The sequence below is a fragment of the Kitasatospora sp. NPDC059146 genome (assembly GCF_042786665.1).
Taxonomy (GTDB): domain Bacteria; phylum Actinomycetota; class Actinomycetes; order Streptomycetales; family Streptomycetaceae; genus Kitasatospora.
This window is the reverse complement of sequence record NZ_JBHZCY010000159.1, coordinates 7,305-20,559: the sequence shown is the minus strand read 5'-3', so window position 1 is coordinate 20,559 and position 13,255 is coordinate 7,305. Positions and strand designations below refer to the sequence as shown.

10 protein-coding genes are annotated in these 13,255 nt (G+C 71.2%); 8 read left to right on the top strand and 2 right to left on the bottom strand.

Annotated features, from left to right (window positions below; genetic code table 11):
• From ACFXPX_RS39150 to ACFXPX_RS39135, 4 genes are all read left to right on the top strand, one after another.
• Positions 1-3,512: multifunctional oxoglutarate decarboxylase/oxoglutarate dehydrogenase thiamine pyrophosphate-binding subunit/dihydrolipoyllysine-residue succinyltransferase subunit (locus ACFXPX_RS39150; RefSeq protein ID WP_380644745.1), on the top strand; the 3,512-nt coding region annotated here is incomplete at its 5' end.
• 60 nt (positions 3,513-3,572) lie between these two features.
• Positions 3,573-3,755: a DUF6104 family protein gene (locus ACFXPX_RS39145; protein WP_375896601.1), complete on the top strand. Its 183-nt coding sequence runs from the start codon at positions 3,573-3,575 to the stop codon at positions 3,753-3,755.
• Positions 3,756-3,950: 195 nt separating this feature from the next.
• Positions 3,951-4,874 (top strand): DUF4097 domain-containing protein, encoded by a 924-nt coding sequence (locus tag ACFXPX_RS39140; RefSeq protein WP_375896602.1) that lies wholly within the window; start codon positions 3,951-3,953, stop codon positions 4,872-4,874.
• Between the two features lies 1 nt (position 4,875).
• Positions 4,876-5,958 carry a PadR family transcriptional regulator gene (locus ACFXPX_RS39135; RefSeq protein ID WP_380644744.1) on the top strand — a complete coding sequence of 361 codons (1,083 nt, stop codon included), beginning with the start codon at positions 4,876-4,878 and terminating at the stop codon, positions 5,956-5,958.
• A 57-nt stretch (positions 5,959-6,015) separates the two neighbouring features.
• On the opposite strand, the gene ACFXPX_RS39130 is transcribed toward ACFXPX_RS39135, so the two are convergent.
• Positions 6,016-6,978 (bottom strand): zinc-binding dehydrogenase, encoded by a 963-nt coding sequence (locus ACFXPX_RS39130; protein WP_380591302.1) that lies wholly within the window; start codon positions 6,976-6,978, stop codon positions 6,016-6,018.
• Between the two features lie 249 nt (positions 6,979-7,227).
• Positions 7,228-8,421, bottom strand: a complete 1,194-nt coding sequence (locus ACFXPX_RS39125; RefSeq protein ID WP_375896610.1) for an NADP-dependent malic enzyme — start codon at positions 8,419-8,421, stop codon at positions 7,228-7,230.
• A gap of 583 nt (positions 8,422-9,004) precedes the next feature.
• Here ACFXPX_RS39125 and ACFXPX_RS39120 point away from each other — a divergent pair.
• The 4 genes from ACFXPX_RS39120 to ACFXPX_RS39105 all read left to right on the top strand — a co-directional run bounded on the left by ACFXPX_RS39120 (position 9,005) and on the right by ACFXPX_RS39105 (position 13,136).
• Positions 9,005-9,931: an ABC transporter substrate-binding protein gene (locus ACFXPX_RS39120; protein WP_380525129.1), complete on the top strand. Its 927-nt coding sequence runs from the start codon at positions 9,005-9,007 to the stop codon at positions 9,929-9,931.
• 463 nt (positions 9,932-10,394) lie between these two features.
• Positions 10,395-11,324 carry an ABC transporter substrate-binding protein gene (locus ACFXPX_RS39115; protein WP_375896615.1) on the top strand — a complete coding sequence of 310 codons (930 nt, stop codon included), beginning with the start codon at positions 10,395-10,397 and terminating at the stop codon, positions 11,322-11,324.
• A 37-nt stretch (positions 11,325-11,361) separates the two neighbouring features.
• Positions 11,362-12,336 carry an amino acid ABC transporter permease gene (locus ACFXPX_RS39110; RefSeq protein ID WP_380525130.1) on the top strand — a complete coding sequence of 325 codons (975 nt, stop codon included), beginning with the start codon at positions 11,362-11,364 and terminating at the stop codon, positions 12,334-12,336.
• Positions 12,333-13,136, top strand: a complete 804-nt coding sequence (locus tag ACFXPX_RS39105; protein ID WP_375896620.1) for an amino acid ABC transporter ATP-binding protein — start codon at positions 12,333-12,335, stop codon at positions 13,134-13,136. The genes ACFXPX_RS39110 and ACFXPX_RS39105 overlap by 4 nt, the downstream gene beginning before the upstream one ends.
• The last annotated feature ends 119 nt before the right edge of the window (positions 13,137-13,255 follow it).

The window sequence follows — 13,255 nt, the reverse complement described above, 5'->3', positions numbered from 1 at the left end:
CCCCGAACAGCGCCGCTGCTGCTGCGCCGGCTGCGCCCGCCGCCCCGGCCGCTCCGGCCCCGGCCGCCGCCCCGCTCGCCGCCGCGCCCGCCGCGCCCCCGGCCCCCAAGGCCGCCGCTCCGGCCGCGCCCGCCGCCACCGCCGCGGCCGGCCCCGAGCTGGTCCAGCTGCGCGGCCCGGCCAAGGCCGTCGCCACCAACATGGACGCCTCGCTGGAGGTGCCGACCGCGACCTCGGTCCGCGCCGTCCCGGCGAAGCTGTTGATCGACAACCGCATCGTCATCAACAACCACCTGCAGCGCGCCCGCGGTGGCAAGGTCTCCTTCACCCACCTGATCGGTTACGCCCTGGTCCAGGCCATCAAGGCCGCCCCGGGCATGAACCACAGCTACAAGGTGGAGGACGGCAAGGCCTTCCTGGTCAAGCCGGAGCACGTCAACCTCGGCCTGGCGATCGACCTGGTCAAGCCGAACGGCGACCGCCAGCTCGTCGTCGCGGCCATCAAGAAGGCCGAGACCCTCGACTTCTTCGGCTTCTGGCAGGCCTACGAGGACATCGTCCGCCGGGCCCGCGCCAACAAGCTGACCATGGACGACTTCACCGGCGTCACGGTCTCGCTGACCAACCCCGGCGGCATCGGCACCGTGCACTCCGTGCCGCGCCTGATGCAGAACCAGGGCACCATCGTCGGTGTCGGCGCCATGGAGTACCCGGCCGAGTTCCAGGGCTCCGCCCCGGAGACCCTGTCCCGCCTGGGCGTCTCCAAGATCATGACGCTGACCTCGACCTACGACCACCGCGTCATCCAGGGCGCGGCGTCCGGCGAGTTCCTGCGCGAGATCCACCGCCTGCTGCTCGGTGAGAACGGCTTCTACGACGAGATCTTCGAGTCGCTGCGGATCCCGTACGAGCCGGTCCGCTGGGCCACCGACGTCGCCACCACCCACGACGACGAGGTCAACAAGACCGCGCGCGTCATGGAGCTGATCCACTCCTACCGGGTCCGCGGTCACCTGATGGCCGACACCGACCCGCTGGAGTACAAGCAGCGCAAGCACCCCGACCTCGACGTCACCACCCACGGCCTCACCCTGTGGGACCTGGAGCGCGAGTTCGCGGTCGGCGGCTTCGGCGGCCAGAAGATGATGAAGCTCCGCGACATCCTCGGCCTGCTGCGCAACACCTACTGCCGCACCGTCGGCATCGAGTACATGCACATCCAGGACCCGAAGCAGCGCAAGTGGCTGCAGGAGCGCCTGGAGAAGCCGTACTCGAAGCCGGAGCGCGAGGAGCAGCTGCGGATCCTGCGCCGGCTGAACTCGGCGGAGGCCTTCGAGACCTTCCTGCAGACCAAGTACGTCGGCCAGAAGCGCTTCTCGCTGGAGGGCGGTGAGTCGCTGATCGCCATGCTGGACGCGACCATCGACGCCGCCGCCGAGCACCGCCTGGACGAGGCCGTCATCGGCATGGCCCACCGCGGCCGCCTGAACGTGCTGGCCAACATCGTCGGCAAGCCGTACGGCAAGATCTTCGGCGAGTTCGAGGGCAACCTCGACCCGAAGTCGATGCACGGCTCCGGCGACGTCAAGTACCACCTGGGCGCCGAGGGCACCTTCACCGGCCTGGACGGCGAGACCATCAAGGTCTCGCTCGCCGCGAACCCCTCCCACCTGGAGGCCGTGGACCCGGTCGTCGAGGGCATCGCCCGCGCCAAGCAGGACATCCTGGACCAGGGCGGCACCACCTTCCCGGTGCTGCCGATCCAGATCCACGGCGACGCGGCCTTCGCCGGCCAGGGCGTCGTCGCGGAGACCCTGAACATGTCGCAGCTGCGCGGCTACCGCACCGGCGGCACCGTGCACGTCGTGGTGAACAACCAGGTCGGCTTCACCGCCGCCCCGGCGTCCTCGCGCTCCTCGATGTACTGCACCGACGTGGCCCGCATGATCGAGGCCCCGATCTTCCACGTGAACGGCGACGACCCGGAGGCCGTGGTCCGCGTCGCGCGGCTCGCCTTCGAGTTCCGCCAGGCGTTCCACAAGGACGTCGTGATCGACCTCATCTGCTACCGCCGCCGCGGTCACAACGAGGCCGACAACCCGTCGTTCACCCAGCCGCTGATGTACGACCTGATCGACAAGAAGCGCTCGGTGCGCAAGCTGTACACCGAGGGCCTGATCGGTCGCGGCGACATCACCATGGAAGAGGCGGAGCAGGCGCTCCAGGACTTCCAGGGCCAGCTGGAGAAGGTCTTCGCCGAGGTCCGCGACGCCGCCCAGGCGCCCGCCCCGACCTCCGGCGGCAAGCCGCAGGCCGACTTCCCGGTCAACATCCAGACCGGCATCTCCCAGGAGATGGTCAAGCGGATCGCCGCCTCGCAGGTCAACCTGCCGGACTGGCTGACCGTCCACCCGCGCCTGCTGCCGCAGCTGCAGCGCCGCGCCGCCTCGGTCGAGGACAACACCATCGACTGGGCGATGGGCGAGACCCTCGCCATCGGCTCGCTGCTCATGGAGGGCCACCCGGTCCGCCTGGCCGGCCAGGACAGCCGCCGCGGCACCTTCGGCCAGCGGCACGCCGTGCTGATCGACCGCAAGACCGGCGAGGACTACACCCCGCTGCAGTACCTCACCGAGGACCAGGCCCGCTACACCGTCTACGACAGCCTGCTGTCGGAGTACGCGGCCATGGGCTTCGAGTACGGCTACTCGCTGACCCGCCCGAACTCGCTGGTCATGTGGGAGGCGCAGTTCGGCGACTTCGTCAACGGCGCGCAGACCATGGTGGACGAGTACATCGCCTCCGCCGAGCAGAAGTGGGGCCAGCACTCCGGCGTCACCCTGCTGCTGCCGCACGGCTACGAGGGCCAGGGACCGGACCACTCGTCCGCCCGCCCGGAGCGTTTCCTGCAGATGTGCGCGCAGGACAACATGACGGTCGCGATGCCCACCCTGCCGTCGAACTACTTCCACCTGCTGCGCTGGCAGGCGCACAACCCGCACCACAAGCCGCTGGTCGTCTTCACCCCGAAGTCGATGCTGCGTCTCAAGGCCGCGGCGAGTGCGACCGAGGAGTTCCTGTCCGGCTCGTTCCGCCCGGTCATCGGCGACACCACCGTCGACCCGGCGCAGGTCCGCAAGGTGGTCATCACCGCCGGCAAGTTCTACTACGACGTGGCGGCCGCCCGTGCCGAGCGCGGTGTCACCGACACCGCGATCGTCCGGGTCGAGCGGCTCTACCCGCTGCCGGTGGCCGAGCTCCAGGAGGAGCTGGCCCGCTACGGCGACAACGTCCAGTTCGTCTGGGCGCAGGAGGAGCCGGCCAACCAGGGTGCCTGGCCGTTCATCGCGATGAACCTGGTCGACCACCTCCAGGTCGTCATCGGCCGCAGCGGCGGCGACGCCCGCCTGCGCCGGGTGGCCCGCACCGCGGCCTCGTCGCCGGCGGTCGGCTCCGCCAAGCGGCACGCGGCCGAGCAGCAGGCGCTGCTCGAGGAGATCTTCGCGCTCTGACGCGCGCAGGCTCCGCAGTACCACCGACGCCCGGCGTGATTCGAGAGAGAGGACCTGACCGTGTACTTCACCGACCGAGGCATCGAGGAGCTGGCGAGCCGGCGCGGCGAGGAGGAGGTCACCTTCGAGTGGCTCGCCGAGCGCCTGCGCGAGTTCGTCGACCTCAACCCGGACTTCGAGATCCCGGTCGAGCGGCTGGCCACCTGGCTGGCCCGGCTCGACGACGAGGACGACGACGAGTGAGCCCCGGCGGCCGCTCGTGAGAGGGCCCGGGAGGCGCACCGCCTTCCGGGCCCTCGCACGTCTCCCGTAGGGGACGGCTCCGGGATGCTTCCGGGCCGGGTTCAGGGGTGGAACCGCTTGCTTTTCCCGGCACGCGATATATCGTCTTTGGAAGAGAACGCGATACATCGCGATCCGCTACGGGAGGCGGCAGAGATGAGCCAGTGGACGATCGAGGAGCCGGGCAGGACCACGTTCGAGGACGCCGTCCGCGCGCTGCACGTGCGCGTCATCGACGGCACGGTGAACGTGGTCGCGGCCGAGGGCCCGGCCCGCCTGGAGGTCACCGACCTCACCGGCGACCCGCTGCACCTGACGCTGGTCGACGGCGTCCTGACCGTCACCTACAAGGACATCAACAGCTGGGGCGAGTTCGGCACCTGGATCAAGTCGGTCGGCTCGGTCCGCAGCTTCTTCGACTCCTTCAAGCGCAAGCGCTCGGTCGGCGTCACCCTGACCGTGCCGGCCGGCACCGAGGTCAAGGTCGGCACCGTGTCGGCCCACGCCACCGTGAGCGGCATCGACGGCCACGTCTCGGTGCAGAGCGCCAGCGGCGACACCACCCTGGCCGGGGTCACCGGCCGGATCGACGCGAGCACCGTCACCGGCGACGTGGACGCCCAGGCGGTCGGCGGCCAGCTCAAGGTCAACACCGTCTCCGGTCAGCTCACCGTGATCGCCGGCACCGCCGACCGGGTCCAGGCCAACACCGTCACCGGCGCCGTCACCCTGGACCTCGACGTGGCCGGCGAGACCGACGTCAAGGTCAACACCGTCAGCGGCCCGGTCGTGGTCCGGATCCCCTCGCTGGCCGACGCCACCGTCGAGGCCGGCTCCACCAGCGGCGACGTCTCCAGCACCTTCGACGAGCTCACGATGAGCAGCACCTGGGGCGCCAAGAAGATCACCGGCCAGATCGGCGAGGGCCGCGGCAGCCTCAACGTCACCACCGTCTCCGGCGCCGTCACCGTCCTGCGCCGCCCCGAGTCGGAGGACGACGCCCCCGTGGTGGTCCGGGAGCTCCCGGCCGGCCCCGCCTCCGACGCGCCCACCGGCCCCGACCTCACCAAGGAGGCCTGAGATGAGCCCCGTCTTCGGCCACGGCCGGCTCCGGCTCTACCTGCTCAAGCTGCTGGACGAAGCCCCGCGGCACGGCTACGAGGTGATCCGCCTGCTGGAGGAGCGCTTCCAGGGCCTGTACGCGCCGTCCGCCGGCACGGTCTACCCGCGGCTGGCGAAGCTGGAGCAGGAGGGCCTGGTCAGCCACAGCACCGAGGGCGGCCGCAAGGTCTACCAGCTGACCGACGCCGGGCGCGCCGAACTCGAAGCCCGGCAGGTCGAGTTGGACGAGCTGGAGCTGGAGATCCACGACTCGGTGGCGCAGCTCGCCGGGGCGATCCGGGAGGACGTCCGGGACAGCGCCAAGGACCTGCGCGAGGAGCTCTGGCAGGCCGCCAAGCAGGCCCCCCGGCCGGACCGCACCGAGACCGGCGGCGACCCGTGGGCCGGGCCCTGGGGCGACAACGACTCCTGGCAGCGCGCCAAGGAGGAGTTCGCCCAGTTCAAGCGGCAGGCCAAGGAGCAGGCCAAGCGCGCCCGGGAGCAGGAGCGGGCCGCCAAGGCCAAGGCGAAGGCCGCCGAGGAGGAGGCCCGCCGGCTGCGCGAGCAGGCCAAGGCCTCCCGCACCGCCGCCCAGCAGGAGGCGCTGCGGATCAAGCGCCGGGTCGAGCAGCAGGTGCGCGAGCACGCCGCCAAGGGCGACTGGCCGACCGGGCTGGCCGAGGGCCTGTCCGAGCTGACCAAGGGCCTGGCCGGGCTGGCCGACGCGGCCCGCTGGGGCCACCCGACCGGCGAGGGCGCCGGGACGGCCGAGGGCGCCGGGTCCTCCGAGCGGGTCACCGTCACCCGGATCGACCTGGACAAGGGCTCGAACGAGGACTCGGGCAGGAGCCAGGACGGACCGACCGCCACCGCCGACCTGCCGCCGTGGGCGCGCACCGATCCGGACGGCGACCCCGCCCGCGAACTGGAGCGGCTGCTCGACCGCTTCCGCGACCAGGTCCGCGACGCGGCCCGGGACGGCGGGGTGAGCGCCGACGCGCTGGCCGAGGCCCGCTCGGTGCTGGGCACCGCCGGCGAACGGTTGAAGCGGCTGCTCGGCTGACCCGGCCGCCCGCGCGGGCCCGGCGCCCCCTGGTCGGGGGCACCGGGCCGCCGCGCGTCAGGGGTTGAGCACGATCTTGCCGAAGACGTCACCCTTGGCGAGCCGGGCGAAGCCGTCCCGGGCCTCGGCCAGCGGCAGCACCGAGTCGATCACCGGACGGACCCCGGTGGTGGCGCACAGGGACAGCAGCCCGGCCAGCTCCTCCTTGGTGCCCATGGTCGAACCGACCACCTTGAGCTCCAGGAAGAAGATCCGGTTCAGCTCGGCGGCCTTCGGGCTGGGGCCGGAGGTGGCACCCGAGATGACGACGGTGCCGCCCGGGCGCAGCGACTTCACCGAGTGCGACCAGGTCGCGGCGCCGACCGTCTCCATCACCGCGTCCACCCGGGCGGGCAGCCGGGCGCCGCTCTCGAAGGCCGCGTCCGCGCCGAGCCCGACCGCCCGCTCGCGCTTGGCCTCGTCCCGGCCGGTGACCCACACCCGCAGGCCGGCCGCCTTGCCGAGCACGATCAGTGCGGTCGCCACCCCGCCGCCGGCCCCCTGCACCAGCACCGTGTCACCGGGCTTGACCCCGGCGTTGGTGAACAGCATCCGGTACGCCGTCAGCCAGGCCGTGGGCAGGCAGGCGGCCTCCTCGAAGCTCAGCTCGGCCGGCTTGGGCAGCAGGTTCCAGGTGGGCACGGCCACCCGCTGGGCGAAGGTGCCCTGGTAACGCTCGGTCAGGATGGACCGGGGCTCCGTCGGGCCCACCCCGTGACCGGACTGGCCGATCACCGAGTGGACGACCACCTCGTTGCCGTCCTCGTCGACGCCCGCGGCGTCGCAGCCGAGGATCATCGGCAGCTTCTCGGCGGGCAGGCCGACGCCGCGCAGGGACCACAGGTCGTGGTGGTTGAGACTGGCGGCCCGGACCGTGACCACGCTCCACCCGGGACGGGCCTGCGGCTCGGGGAGTTCGCCCAACTCCAGCCCGCTGAGCGGGTCGTCGGCGTCGATACGGGCGGCATAGGCAGCAAACATGCCCCGGACACTAGCCGGGACGGCCGGGGCCGGGAACCACACGTGGGTGTGACGCGTGTCCCGGCTGTCGCTCCCCCGCTCGCCTCCGGGGCGCTCCGACCCGGTGCCGACGGTCGGCGCTCCCTCGCTCCTTCGTCGCTCCCTCGCGCTCTCCCTTTCGGCACCGGCGCGCCCCTTCGGTTCGGGGGGAGGGGGAGGGCAGGGCGGGGGGAGCGGCCGTCGTGGCCGGCGCGCTCCCCCGGCACCGCGTCAGATCCGGGCCACGCCCTCGGCACGGGCGGCCTCGGCCACGGCCTTGGTGACGGCCGGGGCGACCCGCTCGTCGAACGGCGAGGGGATGACCTTCTGCGGGGTCAGCTCGTCGGCCACCACGGCGGCCAGCGCCTTGGCGGCGGCCAGCTTCATGCCCTCGGTGATCCGGGAGGCCCGCACCTGGAGGGCGCCCGCGAAGATGCCCGGGAAGGCCAGCACGTTGTTGATCTGGTTCGGGAAGTCGCTGCGCCCGGTGGCGACGACCGCCGCGTACTTGTGCGCCACCTCGGGGTGGATCTCCGGGTTGGGGTTGGCCATCGCGAAGATGAACGCGCCCTCGGCCATGGTCGCCACGACCTCCTCCGGCACGGTGCCGCCGGAGACGCCGATGAACACGTCGGCGCCGGCCAGCGCGTCGGCCAGCGAGCCCTTGAGCTCCGAACGGTTGGTCAGCTCGGCGATCTCGGCCTTGACGTCGGTCAGGTCCTCGCGGCCCCGGTACACCACGCCCTTGCGGTCGCAGACGGAGACGTCGCCGATGCCCGCGGCCAGCAGCATCTTGGCGATGGCGATGCCGGCCGCGCCGGCGCCGGAGATCACGGCCCGCAGCGCGCCGATCTCCCGGCCGGTCACCTTGGCGGCGTTCCACAGGGCGGCGGTGGTGACGATCGCGGTGCCGTGCTGGTCGTCGTGGAAGACCGGGATGTCCAGGGCGTCCTGGAGCCGGCGCTCGATCTCGAAGCAGCGGGGGGCGGAGATGTCCTCCAGGTTGACGCCGCCGAAGGACGGGGCCAGCCGGACCACCGTCTCGACGATCTCGTCCACCTCGGTGCAGGCGAGCGCGATCGGCACCGCGTCCACCCCGCCGAACTGCTTGAACAGGATGGCCTTGCCCTCCATCACGGGGAGCGAGGCCTCCGGGCCGATGTCGCCCAGGCCCAGCACGGCGGTGCCGTCGGTGACCACCGCGACGGTGTTGGACTTCCAGGTGTAGTCGTTGACCAGCTCCGGCTGCTCGGCGATGGCCGTGCAGACCCGGGCGACACCGGGGGTGTAGGCGAGGGACAGGTCGTCCGCGTCGCGCACCGGCACGGTCGCCCGGATCTCCATCTTGCCGCCGCGGTGGAGCGCGAAAACGGCGTCGACCGGATCGACGGTGTCCTGGGTGCTGCTGATGATCTCCGCTGCCACGATGACCTCTTCGTCATTGTTTCCGGCGAGGTGCGCGGCCGACGGACTGGGCGCCCCGGCCGTAAGCCGGAAACCGGGTACGCCTGAGCGGACCCGGGGTCGGGGCGGGGGCGCTGCCGTCGGGTGGCGCCCTCGGATGAGGGTTTTTATGGGGTCTTGTGTTGTCCGCTTGTGCTACCGGGCCGAGCGTAGGTCGGACGGAGGCATCGCACCTATGCCTTTTCGTCCTCGTCACGCGCAGTTCATCGCCGTGCTGTCGCGTCGGCTGGGGCCCGGTGTCGGAAGTGCCGGGCTCCGGCGGCGGCAACGGCGCTGAGGCACGCGCACCCGCAAGTGTGAACGCAGATCCGCAGGGGATCGGTGCCCCGGATACGGAGCCACGTGATGACTTCCGGTCCTGGGCACCCCGAGCCTGTCGGGGCTCGTCGGTCTGGTTCGAGCGTTCGGGGGTCACCCGGTACCGAATTCTGACACACCCGCTGCCGGGCCCGGCAGGGCGGGATAGCAGGATCGCTTGTCCGCCGTTCCGCGTACACCCGCGCGACACCGCGGCGACCCCGGTTCCGCCCTCAGGAGCACCCTCATGCCTCTCCGCCCTCCCGCCCGTCGCCCGGCCTTCGCCGCGGCCGCCCTGGCCGCCGCCGGCGCCCTGCTGCTCACCGGTTGCGGCGGTGACGGGCAGGCCGCCGCGAGCGACCCGGTCAAGGACGTCCGCAGCAAGCTGCCGAAGGCGCAGCGCTCCGCCGGGGTGCTGCGCATCGGCATGGACGTCAACTACGCGCCGGTGGAGTTCCGCGGCTCGGACGGCAAGCCGGCCGGCCTCGACCCGGAGCTCGCCACCGCCCTCGGCCGGATCCTCGACGTGCGGGTCGAGTTCGTGGACACCCCCTTCGACAAGCTGATACCGAACCTCCAGGGCAAGCAGTTCGACGTGGCGATGTCCGCGCTCAGCGACGTCCGTGCGCGCCGCGAGGGCCTGGACGCCGACGGCAAGCAGGTCAACCCGGGCGTCGACTTCGTCGACTACTTCATCGCCGGGACCTCGATCGTCGTCCCGAAGGGCAACCCCAAGGGCATCCGGACCCTGGACGACCTGTGCGGCCGGACGATCGCCTTCCAGCAGGGCACCACCCAGGACGAGATCGCCACCCGGCAGGTCGCCGTCTGCTCGCGCGCCGGCAAGCAGCTGACCGTGCACCGCTTCGACACCGACGCCAAGGCGCTGGCCGAGGTCGCCGCCGGCACCGCCGCGGCCGGGCTGAACGACTTCCCGGTGGCCGCCTACGCGGCGAAGACCACGGACGGCGGGGGCCGCTTCGAGGTGACCGGGGCCCAGTCGACCTCCAACCCGTACGGCATCGCGGTCCGCAAGGAGGACACCGAGCTGCGCGACACCGTGGCCAAGGCGGTGGACCAGCTGATCCGCAGCGGCGAGTACGACAAGATCCTCGCCAAGTGGAACGTGAGCGCGGGCGCGGCGCAGAACGCGGTGGTCAACGGGGGCATCTGACCCGCCCGGGGCGGCGGGGCGGGAGCGGGGAACGGGCGGGGCCGCGGGGCAGCGGCGGGGCGTCCGGGAACACCACTGCCGGATCTGCATACTTATACGCAGGGTGACAGGGGCACGCGATCCGTCCGAATAGCGGACAGCACGAGCCCTCGTTATCCGATTTTGATCTGGATGAGGGCCACCTGACCGTCATCAGATGGCAGGATTCCCCCCATCTCGGATCGAGCCGACCACCGGTCGAGGCGGTTCAGGTCGACGTCCACCTCGGCGGAGGGTGGCGGAAGCAGTACCCGCACCACCCTGGGCGGCCACCTGCGCCCAGGCAACTGCACCACCCGGCAACGCACGTACGACGACGTACAGCGAGTGACCACCCGTACGGCTCCGTACGGCCAGCTGCCCCGGTGCGCCGCTCCCGCGGCGCGCTCCGCCCGATTTCTCTCCCCAGGAGGAGATCCCCCTCATGACCGTCCGTACCCAGCGCACCCGCCTCTTCGCGGCCGGCGTGGCTGCCGTGTCCGTGTCCCTGGCACTGACCGGCTGTAGCAGCAGCAAGAGCAGCGACGGCAGCGGCGCCCCCAACGCCTCCGCGACCGTGAACACGGTCAAGGCCGACGACAAGCTGGCCGCCCTCGTCCCCGCCGACGTCAAGTCGGCCGGGAAGCTCCTGGTCGGCGCGGACGCCTCGTACGCGCCGGACGAGTTCAAGGACGACAGCGGCAAGGTCATCGGCATGGACGTCGACCTCGCCAACGCGATCGCCGCCAAGCTCGGCCTCAAGGCCGAGGTCCAGGACTCCGGCTTCACCGCGATCATCCCCGGCATCCAGTCGAACAAGTTCCAGCTCGGCATGTCGTCCTTCACGGACAACAAGGAGCGCGAGCAGGTCGTCGACATGGTGACCTACTTCAACTCGGGCAGCGCCATCGCGGTCAAGAAGGGCAACCCGGGCAAGGTCGACCCGAAGGACCTCTGCGGCAAGAAGGTCGCCGTCCAGACCGGCACCACTCAGGCCGACGAGATCAAGGACACCCGCAACCCGGACTGCGCCAAGGCCGGCAAGCCGGGCATCCAGAACGAGGGCGACAAGTTCGACCTCCAGACGGACGTCACCAACGCCGTGGTCTCCGGCCGCGACGACGCGATGATGGCCGACTCCCAGGTCGTCGACTACGCGATCAAGCAGTCCGGCGGGCAGCTGGAGAAGCTCGGCGACACCTACGGCGTGGCCCCCTACGGCGTCGCCCTCGCCAAGGGCTCCAAGCTCACCCCGGCGATCCAGGGCGCCGTCCAGTCGCTGATCGACGACGGCACCTACAAGCAGATCCTCACCAAGTGGGGCGTCGAGGCCGGTGCCCTCGACAAGTCCGTCGTCAACGGCGCCACCAGCTGACCCCTCGTACGCTTCATCTCTCCCCCGAGGCCACACCGTGAACTCTCTGGACAAGGGGACGGCGCCGAAGGGACGGCCTGAGACCATCAAGGCCGTCCCGGTCCGCCACCCCGGACGCTGGGCGGGTGCCGTCGTCATCGCCCTGCTCGCGGCGATGCTGCTGAGCGCCCTCTTCACCAACCCCGCTTTCAAGTGGGACATCGTCGGGCAGTACCTGTTCCACGACAGCATCATGCACGGGCTGCTCGTGACACTGGAGCTGACCGCCCTCTCCATGCTCATGGGTGTGGTCGGCGGCATCATCCTCGCGGTGATGCGGCTCTCCCCGAACCCGCTGCTGGCCGGCACCGCCTGGGTCTACATCTGGATCTTCCGCGGCACCCCGGTCCTGGTGCAGCTGGTGTTCTGGAACTTCCTCGGCCTGATCTGGGCCAAGCTGTCGATCGGCGTACCGTGGGGACCGGAGTTCTGGTCCGGCGAGACCAACGTCCTGATCCCGACCTTCGTCGCCGCCCTGCTGGGCCTCGGCCTCAACGAGGCCGCCTACATGGCGGAGATCGTCCGCGGCGGCATCCAGTCGGTCGACGAGGGCCAGACCGAGGCCGCCCACGCGCTCGGGATGAGCCGGTTCCAGACCATGCGGCGGATCGTCCTGCCGCAGGCCATGCGGGTGATCATCCCGCCGACCGGCAACGAGACCATCTCGATGCTCAAGACCACCTCGCTGGTCTCCGTGATCTCCCTGGAGGAGATCTTCCGGGCCGGCCAGGTCATCTACTCCCGGAACTACCAGAACATCCCGCTGCTGATCGTGGTCAGCCTCTGGTACCTGTTCTTCACCTCGGTGCTGACCATCGGCCAGTACTACATCGAGCGCCACTACGCCCGAGGTTCCAACCGCACCCTCCCGCCCACCCCGCTGCAGCGACTGCGGGGCCTGTTCGCCGGGAAGCCCGCCCCGAAGACCACCGCCGACGTCGTCCCGGGGCTCGAGGGAGGTGGTCACGTATGACCGATCTGAGCAAGACCCCCACCGACTCCGCGTCCACCGGTGAGCCGATGGTCCGGGCCGAGAACGTGCACAAGTCCTACGGAATGGTCGAGGTGCTCAAGGGCATCGACCTGGAGGTCAAGCAGGGCGAGGTGTTCTGCCTCATCGGCCCGTCCGGCTCCGGCAAGTCGACCTTCCTGCGGTGCATCAACCACCTGGAGAAGATCAACGGCGGCCGCCTCTGGGTGGACGGCGAACTGGTCGGCTACCGGCAGAAGGGCGACAAGCTCCACGAGCTCAAGGACCGCGAGGTCGCCGTCAAGCGGCGCGACATCGGCATGGTCTTCCAGCGCTTCAACCTGTTCCCGCACATGACCGCGATGGAGAACGTCATCGAGGCGCCGGTCCAGGTCAAGCGCGAGAGCAGGGCCGAGGCCCGGGAGCGCGCGATGGCCCTGCTGGAGCGGGTCGGCCTCGCCGACAAGGCGAAGAACTACCCCTCGCAGCTGTCCGGCGGCCAGCAGCAGCGCGTGGCGATCGCCCGCGCGCTGGCCATGAAGCCCAAGCTGATGCTCTTCGACGAGCCCACCTCGGCGCTCGACCCGGAGCTGGTCGGCGACGTCCTGGACGTCATGCGCGGCCTGGCCGAGGAGGGCATGACGATGGTGGTCGTGACCCACGAGATGGGCTTCGCCCGCGAGGTCGGCGACGCCCTGGTGTTCATGGACGGCGGTGTGGTGGTCGAGTCCGGCAACCCCCGCGAGGTGCTCACCAACCCCCAGCACGAGCGCACCAGGGCCTTCCTCTCCAAGGTCCTCTGAGCCCGTACGGTCGGGGCCCCGCCGCCCCCCGCCACCCCCGCGCCCCCCGGTTGCCCCCCCCCGGGCCAGGGGGGGAGCCCCCCCCCCCCGGCCCCCCCCCCCCCGGCCCCCGCCGCCCC